The 15,254-nt window shown below is 62.9% G+C and carries 16 protein-coding genes; 9 read left to right on the plus strand and 7 right to left on the minus strand.

The window, feature by feature from the left end; genetic code table 11:
- The 3 genes from NKH50_RS27370 to NKH50_RS27380 all read right to left on the minus strand — a co-directional run bounded on the left by NKH50_RS27370 (nucleotide 1) and on the right by NKH50_RS27380 (nucleotide 3,628).
- Complete coding sequence (locus tag NKH50_RS27370) at nucleotides 1–723, minus strand: UdgX family uracil-DNA binding protein (protein WP_352736933.1); 723 nt, start codon at nucleotides 721–723, stop codon at nucleotides 1–3.
- A gap of 86 nt (nucleotides 724–809) precedes the next feature.
- Nucleotides 810–2,231, minus strand: a complete 1,422-nt coding sequence (locus tag NKH50_RS27375) for a glutamine synthetase family protein (RefSeq protein ID WP_352882248.1) — start codon at nucleotides 2,229–2,231, stop codon at nucleotides 810–812.
- Nucleotides 2,232–2,245: 14 nt separating this feature from the next.
- Nucleotides 2,246–3,628: an aspartate aminotransferase family protein gene (locus NKH50_RS27380; RefSeq protein ID WP_352882250.1), complete on the minus strand. Its 1,383-nt coding sequence runs from the start codon at nucleotides 3,626–3,628 to the stop codon at nucleotides 2,246–2,248.
- 158 nt (nucleotides 3,629–3,786) lie between these two features.
- On the opposite strand from NKH50_RS27380, the gene NKH50_RS27385 reads away from it, so the two are divergent.
- Nucleotides 3,787–4,242, plus strand: a complete 456-nt coding sequence (locus tag NKH50_RS27385) for a hypothetical protein (protein ID WP_352505894.1) — start codon at nucleotides 3,787–3,789, stop codon at nucleotides 4,240–4,242.
- 8 nt (nucleotides 4,243–4,250) lie between these two features.
- Here the strand turns inward: NKH50_RS27385 and NKH50_RS27390 are convergent, their stop codons facing one another.
- Both NKH50_RS27390 and NKH50_RS27395 read right to left on the minus strand, forming a co-directional pair.
- Nucleotides 4,251–5,225 carry a WD40 repeat domain-containing protein gene (locus NKH50_RS27390; RefSeq protein ID WP_352882252.1) on the minus strand — a complete coding sequence of 325 codons (975 nt, stop codon included), beginning with the start codon at nucleotides 5,223–5,225 and terminating at the stop codon, nucleotides 4,251–4,253.
- A 152-nt stretch (nucleotides 5,226–5,377) separates the two neighbouring features.
- Nucleotides 5,378–6,442: a CobW family GTP-binding protein gene (locus NKH50_RS27395; RefSeq protein WP_352882255.1), complete on the minus strand. Its 1,065-nt coding sequence runs from the start codon at nucleotides 6,440–6,442 to the stop codon at nucleotides 5,378–5,380.
- A 198-nt stretch (nucleotides 6,443–6,640) separates the two neighbouring features.
- On the opposite strand from NKH50_RS27395, the gene NKH50_RS27400 reads away from it, so the two are divergent.
- Both NKH50_RS27400 and NKH50_RS27405 read left to right on the plus strand, forming a co-directional pair.
- Complete coding sequence (locus NKH50_RS27400; RefSeq protein WP_352882257.1) at nucleotides 6,641–7,363, plus strand: intradiol ring-cleavage dioxygenase; 723 nt, start codon at nucleotides 6,641–6,643, stop codon at nucleotides 7,361–7,363.
- Nucleotides 7,364–7,565: 202 nt separating this feature from the next.
- On the plus strand, nucleotides 7,566–8,048 hold the full coding sequence (locus NKH50_RS27405) for a MarR family winged helix-turn-helix transcriptional regulator (RefSeq protein ID WP_254816029.1): 483 nt from the start codon (nucleotides 7,566–7,568) through the stop codon (nucleotides 8,046–8,048).
- A gap of 1 nt (nucleotide 8,049) precedes the next feature.
- On the opposite strand, the gene NKH50_RS27410 is transcribed toward NKH50_RS27405, so the two are convergent.
- The gene (locus tag NKH50_RS27410) at nucleotides 8,050–8,922 is read right to left on the minus strand and encodes an AraC family transcriptional regulator (RefSeq protein ID WP_352686621.1); all 873 of its coding nucleotides are present in this window, start codon (nucleotides 8,920–8,922) and stop codon (nucleotides 8,050–8,052) included.
- 50 nt (nucleotides 8,923–8,972) lie between these two features.
- Here NKH50_RS27410 and NKH50_RS27415 point away from each other — a divergent pair, with 50 nt between their 5' ends.
- From NKH50_RS27415 to NKH50_RS27435, 5 genes are all read left to right on the plus strand, one after another.
- On the plus strand, nucleotides 8,973–9,380 hold the full coding sequence (locus NKH50_RS27415) for a DUF2000 family protein (RefSeq protein WP_352505890.1): 408 nt from the start codon (nucleotides 8,973–8,975) through the stop codon (nucleotides 9,378–9,380).
- A 176-nt stretch (nucleotides 9,381–9,556) separates the two neighbouring features.
- Nucleotides 9,557–10,441 carry a DMT family transporter gene (locus tag NKH50_RS27420; RefSeq protein WP_352505889.1) on the plus strand — a complete coding sequence of 295 codons (885 nt, stop codon included), beginning with the start codon at nucleotides 9,557–9,559 and terminating at the stop codon, nucleotides 10,439–10,441.
- A 68-nt stretch (nucleotides 10,442–10,509) separates the two neighbouring features.
- Nucleotides 10,510–11,532, plus strand: a complete 1,023-nt coding sequence (locus NKH50_RS27425) for a LacI family DNA-binding transcriptional regulator (protein WP_023676245.1) — start codon at nucleotides 10,510–10,512, stop codon at nucleotides 11,530–11,532.
- Nucleotides 11,529–12,509, plus strand: coding sequence for a 2-hydroxyacid dehydrogenase (locus NKH50_RS27430; protein ID WP_352882260.1), 981 nt, complete (start codon nucleotides 11,529–11,531; stop codon nucleotides 12,507–12,509). The genes NKH50_RS27425 and NKH50_RS27430 overlap by 4 nt, the downstream gene beginning before the upstream one ends.
- Nucleotides 12,510–12,661: 152 nt before the next feature.
- Nucleotides 12,662–13,057, plus strand: a complete 396-nt coding sequence (locus NKH50_RS27435) for a hypothetical protein (protein ID WP_352480082.1) — start codon at nucleotides 12,662–12,664, stop codon at nucleotides 13,055–13,057.
- 6 nt (nucleotides 13,058–13,063) lie between these two features.
- Here NKH50_RS27435 and NKH50_RS27440 read toward each other — a convergent pair whose 3' ends face one another.
- Nucleotides 13,064–13,837 (minus strand): gamma-glutamyl-gamma-aminobutyrate hydrolase family protein, encoded by a 774-nt coding sequence (locus tag NKH50_RS27440; RefSeq protein WP_352480083.1) that lies wholly within the window; start codon nucleotides 13,835–13,837, stop codon nucleotides 13,064–13,066.
- A gap of 284 nt (nucleotides 13,838–14,121) precedes the next feature.
- Between NKH50_RS27440 and NKH50_RS27445 the strand changes: the two genes are divergently transcribed.
- Complete coding sequence (locus NKH50_RS27445) at nucleotides 14,122–15,225, plus strand: TRAP transporter substrate-binding protein (RefSeq protein WP_352882262.1); 1,104 nt, start codon at nucleotides 14,122–14,124, stop codon at nucleotides 15,223–15,225.
- The last annotated feature ends 29 nt before the right edge of the window (nucleotides 15,226–15,254 follow it).

Here is a 15,254-nt window from a genome sequence, read left to right on the forward strand (position 1 = left end):
TCAGGCGGCCATCAGCTTTTTCACCGCTCTCATATCCTGCAGGAACCGGTCGCGTTCTGCCTGCTTATCCGCCGGCTCGCGAATGCGCAGGATGAAGGACGGGTGGATGGTGACGAAGACACGCAAGCCATCGTCGCGCTCCACCACCGCCCCGCGCATCTTCATGATCGGCACCACCTTGCCGAGCAGCGCCTGCGCCGCCGTTGCGCCGAGCGCAACCGCCAGATTGGGCTTGATCAGATCGATCTCCTTGTCGAGCCACCAGCGGCAAGCCTGCACCTCGCCGGCGTTGGGCTTCGAGTGGATGCGCCGCTTGCCGCGCGGCTCGAACTTGAAATGCTTGACCGCGTTGGTGACGTAGACTTTCAGCCGATCGACGCCCGCATCGTCCAGGATCGCGTCGAACACCTTGCCGGCCGGACCGACGAAAGGCTTGCCCGCCAGATCCTCCTGGTCGCCCGGCTGTTCGCCGACGAAGATCACCTTGGCTTTATCAGGGCCTTCACCGAACACGGTCTGCGTGGCGTCGTGCCATAGGGGACAGCGGCGGCAGATTTTGGCCGTTTCGCGCAGTTCAGGAATCGTTCTGGCGTCGATTTCTGTCGTTTCCGGAGACTTGCTTGCAGGCAAGCTTCTTGCCTGCACCTTGGCATGGTGCGGCGTCGGGGTTGTCTGCATCCTGGCGATCATGACTAAGGCGGCCTTGTTCGCTCCTGCAATCAGATACGCAATGAGAAAAGCCCGCCGAAGGTTCCGCTGAAATTATTCAGCATGCGCCTTCGACGGCGGATGGCCGACGATGTGATGCCCTACACCTCGTGCAGATAGAGGTGATAATCCAGTTCGCTGACCGTGCGCGCCACGCGCAGATATTCCGATTGCTTGATCGCCACGAACGTCCGGTGCAGGTCTTCGCCCAATGCGCCCTTGAGGAAGCTCGACGCCCTTGCGGCCTCGATCGCGGCACGCCAGTCGACCGGCATCGTCGTGCGCGTGACGGCCGATTCGTAGCCATTGCCCGTGGTTTCGGGACCGGGGTCGAGGCCTTCGTCAAGGCCTTTGACGATGCCTGCCAGCACCGTTGCTGCCACCAGATAAGGATTCGCGTCGACGCCCGACGGCCGGTGCTCGATGCGCCGATTTTTTGCGTCGCCGGCCGGCACACGCAGTGCCACCGAACGGTTGTTGACGCCCCAGGTCGGCGCCACCGGCGCATAGGATTGCGAGACGAAGCGCCGCCACGAGTTGGCATGCGGCGCGAAGACCAGCATCGATTCCGCCATCGTCTGGATCAGTCCGCCGAGGCCGCGCAGCAGCGGCAGCGACCAGCTTTCACCGCCGGTTTCGGCAAAGACATTCTTGCCGGCATCGTCCAGCAGCGAGACATGAAAATGCATGCCCGAGCCGGCATATTTCTCGATCGGCTTGGCCATGAAGCAAGCGGTGACACCATGACGGCGCGCCTGCGCCCGCACCAGACGCTTGAGCATGACGAGATCGTCAGCCGCCCGCATCACATCCTTGCGGTAGTTGAGCGTCAATTCGTACTGGCCCGGCGCATATTCGGAAATGACCGTCTCGGCCGGGATGCCTTGCACCTTGGCTGCAGCATAGATGTCGGAAAACAGCGGCTCCATGCCGTGCAGATGATCGACGGAATAGACCTCCGTCTTGGCCGAGCGGCGTCCGTCGAGCACCGCGTGCGCCGGCTGCACCTTGCCTTCGGCATCGCGCTCGTTGGCGAGCAGGAAGAATTCGAGTTCGAAGGCGCCGGCCGGATGCAGGCCCTTGGCCGCGAGGATCTCCACCTGGCGGGCGAGCGCCAGCCGCGGGTCGGACGACATCGGCTGACCGTCGAGATGGTACATCGCCATCAGCACCTGGCCGCGCGGCGGCTGGGTGCCGAACAGCGGCACCAGCGTGCCAGGGATCGGCCATGCCCGGAGATCGCCGTCGCCAGTCGTCCAGATCAGCCCGGTCTCGTGCACGTCCTCGCCGGTGATATCGAGGCCGAGGATCGAGATCGGCATGTGCCGGCCGTTCTCGAAGATGCTCATCAGTTCGTGCCGGCGCACGATCTTGCCGCGCCCGACACCGTTGGCGTCGGTCAGCACGATATCGAAGGCTTCGATCTCGGGATGGGCCTCGAGAAAGGCTCGCGCCTCTGCCGGCGTGGAACCCGAAGGTGACGTCACTATGGAACTCAAATCTGGCTTGCGTGCTTCTCTCATGTCGCAAGCTTGTCTCACGCCGTGAGCCTGGCCGCAACCGCCGCGAAGGCAGTGATCAGCCGGTTCACCTGGGCGGCGCTGGTCGCAGGAGAGATCAGCATCATGTTGTGGAAGGGTGCGATCAGCACGCCGCGATTGACCAGCGCGACATGGATTGCCGCTTCGAGTTCGGGCGCATGGGCTGCTTCCGCTTGGCCGCCATTCATCAGCGGGCCGGGCGCGCAGATGAACTCGACGCGGGCGCCGGCACGTGAGACATGCCAGGGCAGCCGGTAGCGGTCGATGACGGCGGTCAGTCCGGCGTCGAGCCGCCGCGCCAGACGATCCATATGGCCGTAGGCCTCGTCGGTCATCACCTCTTCCAATGTGGCGCGCATCGCCGCGAATTGCAGCGGATTGCCCGACAGTGTCGTCCCCATGCCTGAATAGCCCGGCTCCTTCACCCTGTTATAGGCGGCATAGCGGGTCGCGACGTCCTCGCTCATCCCCCACACACTGGCCGGCACACCGCCGGCGATCGGCTTGCCGAGCACGAACAGATCAGGCTCCAGCCCGAATTTCCTCGTATAGCCGCCGGGTCCGGTCGAGATGGTATGCGTCTCGTCGATTAGCAGCAGCGTGCCGGTCGCACGAGTAAGACGCCGCAACCCATCATGAAAGCCGGCTTCGGGCAGCACCATGCAGGAGTTGGTCAGCACCGGCTCGGTGATGACGCAGGCGACATCGTTGCCCCGGAGAGCCGCGTCGAGCGCCGGCAGATCGTTGAACTCGACGACATCAGTTGCCCGCGTCAGGTCGCGGAACTCGCCGGCCAATCCCGGCCGGTTGACCGGTCTGCCGTCGATCAGCCGCACCATCGTCTCGTCGACCGAGCCGTGATAGCAGCCGTTGAAGACCAGGATCTTCTCGCGGCCGGTGACGGCGCGGGCAATCCGCAGCGCAAAGCGGTTGGCGTCGGTCGCCGTCGTTGCGATCTGCCAGAAAGGCAGGCCGAAGCGCTGTTGCAGCAGCGGTCCGATGGCCAGTGCGTCTTCGCTGGGCAGCATATAGGTCAGGCCGCGTCCGGCCTGCCGGCGGATGGCGCGGGCGACCGGCGGCGGCGAATGGCCGAACATCGAGCCGGTGTCGCCAAGACAGAAATCGTCCAGTCGGTTGCCGTCGATGTCGGTGATCGTGGCGCCCCTGGCGCTGTCGACCAGAATCGGGAAAGGCGTCGGCCAGTCGTTCATCCAGTGCATCGGCACGCCGCCGAAGAAGCCGGGCAAGCCATTGCCGATTATGGCCATCGATTTCGGCCGCGCCTGGCGGAAGACTTCTGCCTCGGTCTCGTACAACTCGGCGATCCGGGCCGGGCCGATGCCGCCGATGGAAGTCTTTGCATGGTCGATGACGTTCATGGCGGCCCCTCTCAGTCGCAGTTTAGACAATCGGCATCCGCCACCGCAATTGGCCGGGCGGCTGCCCTGTATTGGGTCAGCGGTCATTTAAATGGAAACAGGCGCTTGACCGCGAGCCGCCTTCGGGCGCCAATGGTACTTCGGCCGGAGGGGACAAGATGGTGCGGGCGATCGTCTGCGCAGCAACGCTGCTGTCGTCGGTTGGTGCGGCTCTGGGGTCGGGCGGCATCTGGTGTTCCGCCGAGGATGCAGCCGTCAAATTTCAGGTCGGTGCCGGGGTCACCAGAGGCATGGGCGGGCCGACCTTCAATTTTAGCGGCGAGCTCGAAATTCTGGGCAGGCCGGCTGCCGACAGTCTGCGCAAGACGGTGTTCGGGGATCAGAACCTCACGCAATATTGGCTCGACAACAAGGAACTGCGGCTGCTCGTCTACCACGAACGGCAGGTCGAGAACGCCTACGGCTATGTCGAACTGGCGATCCTGACCAAGGCCAGCGACGAAGGCGTCTATGACGGCCGCTATTTGCTCTCAATCTATGATGTTACGGCTGATGCCGAAAAGGACGGCAAACCGGATGAATTGACCGGCAAAGTATCTTGCGGAGCCGAGTAAGTAACAGGCTACGCCGAAATATCGATGACGCCGCAGTCACCCGCGGCGCTGCCAAAGGCGACGCGGCGCTCTTGCCTGTCCCACATCATCGAGGTGACGGCGCCCTTGCCCGGCCGGCGCAACAGCACTTCCCTGGCGTCGGCGAAACGCACCGCCATCACCATGCCGTCATCATAACCGATAGCAACGACGTCCTGGCTCGGGTGACAGGCGACGGAGGTGACCATCGCATTGCCGCGCGTGCCGAGTTCCAGCGGCGCCTTGCCCATTGGCCCGTCCTTGCCCGAAAACGGCCAGACGATCGCCGCCGGCGCGCCGGAACTCGCCAGCCATTTGCCCTTGGCGCTCCACGACAGGCTTTTGACCTTGCCGGGGTAGCCGGACATCCGCATGTGCTTGCCGTCGGCGAGCTTCCAGCCATGCAGCGCGTTTTCCTGCATGGTGGTGACGACGAAGCCGCCGTCCGGAGAGAAGGTGATGCCGGTGTGGGCGCCGGCCCATTCAAGTTCGACCGGCTTGCCGTCGGCGGCCGGGAAATGCAGCGTCGCGCCATTGTAGCGGGCAACGCCGAAGCGCATGCCCTTGGGCGAGAAGGCCAGCCCCTCGACCGAGCGCGGATGCGAGAATTCCCTGGTTTTGCCGTCGGCAAAGCGCACAAAGGCAATCTTGCCCGAAGCATAGGCAACAGCGCCTTGCGGCCCGGCGGCGACGCTGGTGATCCATTTTTTGCCTGCGGTCGCCAATTCCGCGGTATTGCCGCCAGCGGTCACGCCAAAGATCCTGCCGTCCTCACCACCGGTGATCAGCCGGTCGTTCGCCGCATCATGGAAGGCGGCGAGCATTCCGTCATTGGCCTGCGCTGTCTTGTGGCCGTGGTCGAGCCGATGGATTGTGCCGTCAGCCAGCGCAAAGTGTGGCACGTCGCCGAGGAACACGGCGGCGAGGCAGTGGCCTTCGAGATCGAGCGGGGCGACTGTGGGCATGAGAGACAATTCCGTTCGAGATTTTTGCTGCCTCACCCTTAAGGGGTTGAGCTGCGCGTCTCAACCCGTGCTTCGGATCGTCGTGAGTAGAGAGCGCCAGCGTTGCGGCTGCCCCTCCTCCCACAAGGGGGAAAAGGAAGAAGGTAGCTAAATCAAGCGGCCTGGCAGGCCTCGAAGCTTGTCTTCAGCCGCTCGGCATCGAGTTCGCGTCCGATGAACACCAGCCGGCTCTCGTGTTTCTCGCCGTCCTTCCAGGCGCGCTGGTGGTCGCCCTCGATGATCATGTGCACGCCCTGGATGACATAGCGCTCGTCATCGCCTTTCAGCGCGATGATCCCTTTCAGCCGCAGGATGTTCGGGCCTTCCATCTGGGTGACCTTCTCGATCCACGGGAAGAACTTTTTCGGGTCCATCTCGCCACCGCGCAGCGACACCGACTGCACGGTCACGTCATGGATGTCGGAAGGGTGCGCATGATGATGGCCGTCATGATCGTGGTGATCATGGCCGTCGTGATCATGGGGGTGGTCATGATCATGATCATGATGGTCGTGATCGTCATGCGCCTCGAGGAAGTGCGGATCGTTCTCCAGCGCCCGGGACAGGTCGAAGGCACCGCGATCCAGCACCTCGGACAGCGCCACGCTGGCGCGCGTGGTGCGATGGATGCGTGCCGCCGGGTTGATGGCGCGGATCGTTGCCTCCACCTTGCTCAGCTCTTCGGGGGTGACGAGATCGGTCTTGTTGAGCACGACGACATCGGCAAAGGCGATCTGGTCCTCGGCCTCGCGGGAATCCTTGAGGCGCAGCGGCAAGTGCTTGGCGTCGACCAGCGCCACCACCGCATCGAGCCTGGTCTTGGAACGCACGTCGTCGTCCATGAAGAAGGTTTGCGCTACCGGCACGGGATCGGCGAGGCCGGTCGTCTCGACGACGATAGCGTCGAAGCGGCCGGGCCGGCGCATCAGGCCTTCGACGACGCGGATCAGGTCGCCGCGCACGGTGCAGCAGACGCAGCCATTGTTCATCTCGTAGATTTCCTCGTCGGATTCCACGATCAGCTCGTTGTCGATGCCGATCTCGCCGAATTCATTGACGATGACCGCGTAGCGCTTGCCATGGTTTTCCGAAAGGATGCGGTTCAGCAGTGTCGTCTTGCCGGCGCCAAGATAGCCGGTGAGGACGGTTACGGGGATCTGCGTCTGTGCGTCGCTCATATTGTGCCTCGAATAGGGATTGTCGGCTCCATATAGGATGTGTGCTCGGCTTTTGCACGAGCCAAACCGGTGGACCAAAGAGAGGCTGGTATTGCCGAACTTTCCTCACATTGCCGAACTTTCATTGGCGCGGGTTGGCGGTGGGCTTAGACAGGCAAAGGTCATTCACGAGGGCTGTTCGCATTGAAGAGACGCCAGATGTCCGACAAGTCCTTGCCACTAAGCCGCCGGCAGGCGCTCCGTCTCGTTGCGGTTACCGCTGGCGGCATATTCCTGCCCGCCGGTGCAAGGGCCGGGAAGGTCTCGCCCTATACCGGGCTTGCCTTGTTCGAAGCCGGTGCCGGCGTCTGCGCCATCACGCCCGAGGTCACCGAAGGGCCGTTCTATTTCGACCCGAAGCTCGAACGCGCCGATATCACCGAGGGCAAGAAGGGCATCGCCCTCAATGTGCGGCTGCAAATCGTCGACGCCGCCTGCCGGCCGCTTCCCGGCGCACGCGTCGACATCTGGCATTGCGACGCCCAGGGCGCCTATTCCGGCTATCCCGGACAGGGCGACGGGCAGGATATCGACACGTCCGGCCAGAGTTTTCTGCGGGGCTGGCAGAGAACCGATGAAAGCGGCATCGCTTCTTTCGCCACCATCTATCCCGGCTGGTATCGCGGCCGCACCACCCACATCCATTTCAAGATTTTCCCTGACGACCGCTCCGTAATGACCGGCCAGATGTTCTTCCCCGACAGCCTCAGCGAGCAGATATTCGCCACCGTCGCGCCCTATAAAGATCGCCCGGGCAAACGCGATACATCGAACGCGCGGGACGGCATTGCGCGGCAGGCCGGGCTGCTGTCGCAGGCAGCGCTGCGGGAAATGGCGGACGCCTTTCAGGCCTTGATGGCGGTCGCGGAGAAGGCCGGTTGAGAACGCCTCGTCATGTCCCATCCAGCCCTTCCAGAAAGTCGTTTGTCATCTAACTGAAATAAACATCTGGCATTAGCCACGGCGAACACCGCGATGCTTGCCGGCAAAGCTATTTTCCGAGCCGGAATGTTTTCGATGGTCATTGCCAACCGGCGGCCTGCTTCTATGCTGTCCGCTCCGGTTCGGCCGAGGAGGGATGAGCATGGCCAAGGCGGACAAGACTGCAACAATGAGCCGGCTGCATTCGGCGGCGCGGCTGGCGCGCACGGCGCTCGCCGCCCGGCTTCTGGCGCATGGTTTCTATGCCGGCCAGGACCAGATCATGCTGGCGCTCGACCGCGAGGATGGGCAGACGCCCGGCAACCTTGCCGGCCGCCTCGGCGTGCGTCCGCCGACCATCACCAAGACCATCAACCGGCTGCAGGCGCAGGGTTTTCTGGAGAAGCGCGCCTCCTCCGCCGATGCCCGCCAGGCGCATATTTTCCTCACCGACACCGGCCGCGAAATCATCCACGCCATCGAGAAGTCGGTGAAGAAGACCGAAAAGCAGGCATTGAAGGGTCTCGACAAGAAGGATCAGAAAGCGCTGTTCAAGCTGCTTGCCCGCGTCGAGGCGAACCTGTCGAACGGCGAAATGGTGCTCCCGGACGACGAACTGGATATCGAAGACAAGATGCTTGAATAGCTCACGCGTTCGCCGCTGACGGCCGCCGCGTCAGTGCCGACCAACGTCCCGGTGTGACGCCGAACGCCTTCTTGAAATGGCGATTGAAATGGCTTTGATCACTGAAGCCGGCTGCGATGGCGATTTGCGCCAGCGGCTCGTCGGCTTCGATCATCCGACGGGCTCGCTGAAGCCGGCGCATCAACAGGAACCGGTGCGGGCTGGTCGAGAAGGTCGCGCGAAAATGCCGCGACAGGGCATAACGATCCAATCCGGTTATCGCCTCCAATTCGTCTGAACGTACAATCCGCGCGAGATTTTCCTCCAGATAGTCGCGCGCCAGGCTGGCGGCGCGCCACGCCGTTTTCGCTACCGGTTTCGCCGGCTGACCGGCGTGCCGGGCCAGGCTTTGCATAAGCTGCGTCATGAAATCGACGACAAACAGCTCGTCCAGTTGCTGATCCAGCGGCCCGAGCGCCGAAAGCAGCGTCGCGCGGAGATCGCGGTCTGTCACAACGGCATTCCTGACGAACGGCAGTGATCCGCCGCCGAGACAATCGAGCATCAGAGACGGCTCCAAATAGAGCATTCTGTATCGCAAGCCGTCTTCGGTACCGGCACCGCCATCGTGCAGTTCGTCGGGATGAAGGATAATGATCTGGCCAGGCAAGCTCTGATGCATTTGGCCGCGATAGCGGAAGCGCTGCACGCCATAAAGCGTCACCCCGATCGCATAGGTGTCGTGGCGATGGAGATCGAAGGCGTTGCCGTGGAACCGGGCCTCGATGCGTTCCATGCCGGCAGCACGGGGTGCCGGTACGATGCAGTTTTCGGCTGCATCCACGCACAAACGTCCAAGACCCTGAAAGGCTTCCCCGTCTAGACCGTGCGGCATCGCTTTTCTCGCAGCCTCGGATTGGCCCCTTTCGGATTGGAAACTGTCGCATGTTCGATACGAAATTTGCAATCGTGCTCAAGGATGATCTTCCCGTCTGGCAAAAGCTCAATGTCACCGCCTTTCTGACCAGCGGCATCGTCGCGCAATTTCCCGACATTATCGGCGACCCCTACCGTGATCGCGCCGGCAACATCTACAACCCGCTGTCGATCCAGCCGGTCATCGTGCTTTCGGCGGACGGCCAGACGCTCGGCGCGATCCAGCGGCGGGCGCTGGAGCGTGGTGTGACGGTATCGCTCTATGTCGAGGAAATGTTTTCGACTGGTTATGATCTGGCCAACCGTGCCGTCTTTGCCGAGTTTGCGCCGGAGGACGCCAAGGTGGTCGGCATCGCGCTTCGCGCCGAAAAGAAACTCGTCGACAGGATCACCAAGGGTGCCCGCATGCACGCTTGACTCGTCGGCCACCAGCAACAAAACCTTAGCCTGTCGTTGTGCCAGCCTCTTTTGGCTTGCCCGCAGGCGACAATTCCCGCATGGGTGAAGGACTGCCTTGCTTCCCGTCCGGCCTGAAATTGAATGCTTCCCCAAGACATGACGAAAGCGCGACATCGCCGGCGGCGATCCTGTGCATGCTTTCCGTCTATGTGTTTTTCACCTTCCTCGACACCAGCAGCAAGTACCTTGTCCTGGCCGGCGTCTCGGCGCTGATCGTCGCGTGGACCCGCTTCGCGGTCCATGTGCTGATCGTCGGCGTTTTTCTGCGCGGATGGCGTGAGCCGCTGCGCTTTCGTCCCGCCAACCTGCCGGCGCACATCACGCGCGGTCTGCTCCTGTTCGGATCGACGATGTTCAACATTCTGGCGCTGCGGACGCTGCAACTGGCGGAAACCACCTCGATCTACTTCTTCGGCCCGATGGTGATCACCGCGCTTGCCGGTCCGTTGCTCGGCGAATGGGCCGGCTGGCGGCGCTGGCTGGCGATCATGAGCGGCTTTATCGGCGTCCTCGTCATCACCCGGCCGGGCGTCGGCCTTTTTGGCGTCGGCCATCTCTTTGCGCTCGGCTCGATGCTGTCGAACAGTTTCTACGTCATCATGACGCGCCGCATGTCGGCTACGGAAACCTCCGAAAGCCTCATCCTGTTTTCGGCGCTGGCGCCGGCCGTGCTGCTTTTGCCGACACTGCCGTTTTCGCCTTCGCTGCCGCAGGATGGCTGGCACTGGTTCATATTGCTGATGCTTGGCGTCTTCGGCGCCATCGGTCATTGGCTTCTTGTGCAGGCCTATCGCCTTGCCACCACCACGGCCCTGGCTCCCTATCCCTATTCGCAGATGATCTGGATGATCATCTCCGGCCTGATCGTCTTCAACCAGTTTCCCGATGGCTGGACGCTGGTCGGTGCCACAGTCATCGTCGCCAGCGGCCTCTACATCGTTCACCGTGAGCACCGGCTTCGTTTGCGTAACCGCGCGACGCTGGACGCGGAGGCGGAAGCGCTGGCAAAAAAACTTTGATTTGCTCGGAATCGATGGCATAAGAGCCGGCCTTTAAACAGTTTAAATTGCTTCGGGAGCGCAGGGCGCTGGCACAGAAGATCAAGCTTTCGACCATCGCGGATGCGCTCGGCGTGTCCACGGCCACGGTCTCGCTGGCCTTGCGCGACAGCCCGCTGGTCGCCGGCGGCACCCGCGACCGCATCAAGGAACATGCCCGCGCCATCGGCTATATCTACAACCGCCGCGCCGCCAGCCTGCGCACCTCGCGCTCGGGCATAGTCGGCGTTGTCGTCCACGACATCATGAACCCGTTCTTTGCCGAGATATTGCGTTCGATAGAGAGCGAGCTCGACCGCAGCCGGCAAACCTTCATCCTGTCGAACCACTACGACCAGCTCGAGAAACAACGCACTTTCATCGACACGCTTCTGCAGCTCGGCGCTGACGGGGTCATCATGTCGCCGGCCATCGGCACGCCGCCCGAAGACATAATCATGGCCGAGGAGAACGGTCTCCCGGCAGTGCTGATTGCACGCACCGTCGAAGGTGCCGACGTGCCGGTGTTTCGCGGCGACGATGCCTATGGCACCGGGCTTGCCACCAACCATCTGATCTCGCTTGGCCACAAGCGCATCGCAATGATCGGCGGTACCGATCAGACGTCGACCGGCCGCGACCGCTATCAGGGATATGTCAACGCCATGGAGGCGGCGGGGCTTGAGGTCAGGCCGTCCTGGCGCATCGCCGGCCCGCGCACCAAGCAGGCCGGCTTCGAGGCTGCCGGGCAGTTCCTGGCGCTAAAGGACAGGCCGACCGCGGCCTGCTGCTGGAATGACCTCGTCGCCATCGGCCTGATGAACGGCATTGCCCGCGCTGGTCTGGTGCCGGGCATCGACATTTCGGTCACGGGCTATGACGACCTCGAGGAGGCGGCGATCGCGACGCCGGCGCTAACCACGGTCTGGAACGGCCAGCGTGAGGTTGGCCGCCGCGCTGCCAGCGCGCTGCTCGACAAACTCAACGGACAGACGGTGCGGCCGTCGCAGGAACTGATCAAGCCGGAACTGCATGTGCGCCAGTCGACCGGCAAACCGGTGGAACGTGCATGACAAAAACCGACCAGCAAGCTGTTACCATTCTGGTGCCGGGCCAGTTCAACGACCATGCGGTCGGCCGCATCGACGGGGCGTTCAGCCGCGTCCGGATCGAACGCGCCGATCCGTCGCTGGTCACCGACGAGATGCGCCTTACCGTGCGCGGCATAGCCGCCTTTGGCGGCATAGGCGCCGCGTTGATGGACGCGCTGCCAAAGCTCGAGATTATCGCCAATTTCGGCGTCGGCTATGATTCGGTCGATGTCCACCACGCCGCACGGCGCGGCATCATGGTCACCAACACACCGGATGTGCTGACCGAAGAGGTCGCCGACACGGCGCTCGGCCTGTTGATCAATACCATCCGCGAACTGCCGCGCGCCGAAGCCTGGCTGCGCGACGGAAGTTGGCTGCGCAACGGCAACTATCCGCTGAGCCGGCTGACTTTGCGCGGTCGCCAGGTCGGCATCTTCGGCATGGGCCGCATCGGCCTCGCCATTGCCCGCCGGCTCGATGCTTTCGGACTGCCCATCGCCTATCACAACCGGCGCCGCGTCGAAGGCCTGTCCTATGACTATCACCCGACGCTGAAAGGTCTCGCCGAGGCGGTCGACACGCTGATCTCGGTCGCACCCGGCGGGGCCTCGACGGACAAGGCCGTCAATGCCGAAATCCTCTCGGCTCTGGGGCCGAACGGCGTCTTCGTCAATATCGGCCGGGGCAGCACGGTCGACGAACCAGCTCTTGCCGCCGCACTTGCCGGCGGCAGCATCGCCGCTGCCGGGCTAGACGTTTTTGCCGACGAGCCGAACGTGCCTGCGGCGTTGCTTGCCGCGCCCAATACCTCGCTTTTGCCGCATGTCGGCTCGGCCTCGCAGCACACCCGCCGCGCCATGGCGGACCTGTGCGTCGACAATCTGGTCTCGTGGTTTTCGCAGCGCAAGGCGCTGACGCCGGTGCCGGAGACGGCAAACGTCAAGGCGAGGCCGTGACCGCCCTATTGTTAACTTCAGCTTAACCCTTCGGAATCATTCTGCCTCCTTGGCTAGTGTATGTCCCCTTGACAGCACATGGCAGCAAGATGAAGCGCGCCTCCTCCTGATGACATCGAACACGGCGCGCTTGAAATGCGCGGAGAAACAGGATGAAAACGCTTCCCGCATTGATGGCGATTGCTGCGCTGTTAGGCAGCGTCCAGCTGTTTTACGCCGGTAGCGGTCAAAGCCGCGCAGCCAGTGAGCCAGCACCTTCGTCCAGCACCTACAGGCTGGTAGCCCATGGTGACGAGGCGTCTTGTGCGGTCACCCGTGGCGCCGAGATTTCGCAAGGCCTGTCGCTGTTGACGGTCGCCGCGAATTGCCGCCGGGTGTTGCCCGGTGTCGAGCAGGCGAAGTTCTGGCGAGAGCAGGATGACGGCACGGTCACATTCAGCGCCAACGGCAACGATCCGATCGTCATGTTCTCGGTCGCCGATGGCGACGGTTACGAATCCTACGCGCCGGTGCTGCCGCTGCTGACCCTGGCGTCGGCCGGCAACTGACGAGCCCTATTCCGCCGCAGCGCGCGCACCCGATTTCGCCGCCTGATGCAGCCGCACGGCGTCACCGAAAGCGCGAAATATCTTTACCGAGATGCTGTCCGATTTGACCCAGTATTCGGGATGCCACTGGACGCCGACGGCGAAAGCGCGTGCATCGCGCACCGAGACCGCCTCGACAGTGCCGTCGGCGGCGACCGCTTCGACCTGCAGCTTTGGGCCAAGCCGGTCGACAGCCTGGCGATGCACCGAATTGACCATGATGTCGCCGGCGCCGAAGACCCCGGCCAGGCAGCTGCCGGGTTTTATCGACACGCTCTGGCGGATGGCGAAGCGTTCGTCCTGATTGTCGCTTGCAGGCGCACGATGATCGAGCGAACCGGCGCGTTCCTGGATTTCAGTGGCCAGCGTGCCACCCAGCGCCACATTCATCTCCTGGATGCCGCGGCAGATCGCGAGCAGCGGTACTCCGCGCTCCACCGCCCTGCGGATCAGCGGCAGCGTGGTGGCGTCGCGGGCGGGGTCGTAGGGACCATTGGCTTCACTGGCGTCACCGCCGTAGAGCGAGGGATGAACGTTGGACTTCGAACCGGTGACCATGACGCCGTCGACGGCGGAAAGCAGTTCATCGAAGTCGAGCCGGTCGCCGAAGGACGGTACCAGCAGCGGGAACACGCCTGCCCCTGAAAGCGCCGCTTCAAGATATTGCTGCGGCGCGGCATGCCAGGTGTAATTGTCGAACTGGCGGACGTCGGTCGATATGGCGACGAGCGGCTGGTGCATTTGGTCCGGATCCCATCGGGTGCAACGAATTATCTGCCTGCAAAATAGGCGATCCGAAGGCGCATTTCCATGGCAAGTTTCGGCGTGTCGCGTAGGCCAGTTGATCGACGTTAGACTATAGTTGCAAGATCTGGCCCAACGCCGTGAATTTCTCCGAAATGCGCCACTCAAACCGGGCTGCCGCGCTGGACTCGACTCCTTGCCTGTGTATTGTCGGCTCGAAGCCGATGCGGGCGCCGAAGCGTCCCGAACGTCGGTCAGTTGATCCAAACGGGAGGAACTTCATGGATCGTCGTTCGTTCATCCGCAAGGCCGGCACCACCGGTTTCGCGGCCGCTGCCGCGACACTTGCTGCGCCGGCCATCGCCCAGTCCAATCCGAAAGTAACCTGGCGGCTGGCGTCGTCCTTCCCGAAGTCGCTCGATACGATCTACGGCGGTGCCGAAGTGTTTTCCAAGATGCTTTCGGAGGCGACCGACGGCAACTTCCAGGTCCAGGTCTTCGCCTCCGGCGAACTCGTTCCCGGCCTGCAGGCCGCCGATGCCACCACAGCCGGCACGGTCGAGGCCTGCCATACTGTGGCATACTATTACTGGGGCAAGGACCCGACCTGGGCGCTGGGAGCGGCGGTTCCGTTTTCGCTCAACGCGCGCGGCATCAACGCCTGGCACTATCATGGCGGGGGCATCGATCTGTTCAACGAGTTCCTGGCGACGCAGGGTCTGTTCGGGCTGCCGGGCGGCAATACCGGCGTGCAGATGGGCGGCTGGTTTCGCAAGGAGATCAAAACGGTTGCCGACCTTTCCGGCCTCAAGATGCGCATCGGCGGTTTTGCCGGCAAAGTGGTGCAAAGGCTCGGCGTGGTTCCGCAGCAGATCGCCGGTGGCGACATTTATCCGGCGCTGGAAAAGGGCACGATCGATGCCGCCGAATGGGTTGGCCCTTATGATGACGAGAAGCTCGGCTTCTACAAGGTTGCGCCCTATTACTACTATCCCGGCTGGTGGGAAGGTGGACCGACCGTCCATCTGATGTTCAACAAGGCGAAATACGACGAACTTTCGCCGGCTTACAAGTCGCTGGTGCACACTGCCGCCCAAGCGGCCGATGCCAACATGCTGCAGAAATACGACTACCTCAACCCGGCGGCGGTGAAGCGGCTGGTTGCCGGCGGCGCCAAGTTGAGTCCGTTCAGCCAGGAGATCATGGCCGCCTGCTTCGAAAAGGCCAACGAGGTCTATGCCGAGATGGAAGCCTCGAACGCGCCGTTCAAGAAGATCTGGGACTCGATCAAGGCGTTCCGCAAGGAGCATTATCTCTGGGCGCAGGTGGCCGAGTACAACTACGACACCTTCATGATGGTCCAGCAGCGCAACAGCAAGCTCTGAACCTTGCTGCTCTGCGGCGCCGGCGTTCC

It is taken from the genome of Mesorhizobium sp. M1027, assembly GCF_040318745.1.
Lineage (GTDB): Bacteria > Pseudomonadota > Alphaproteobacteria > Rhizobiales > Rhizobiaceae > Mesorhizobium.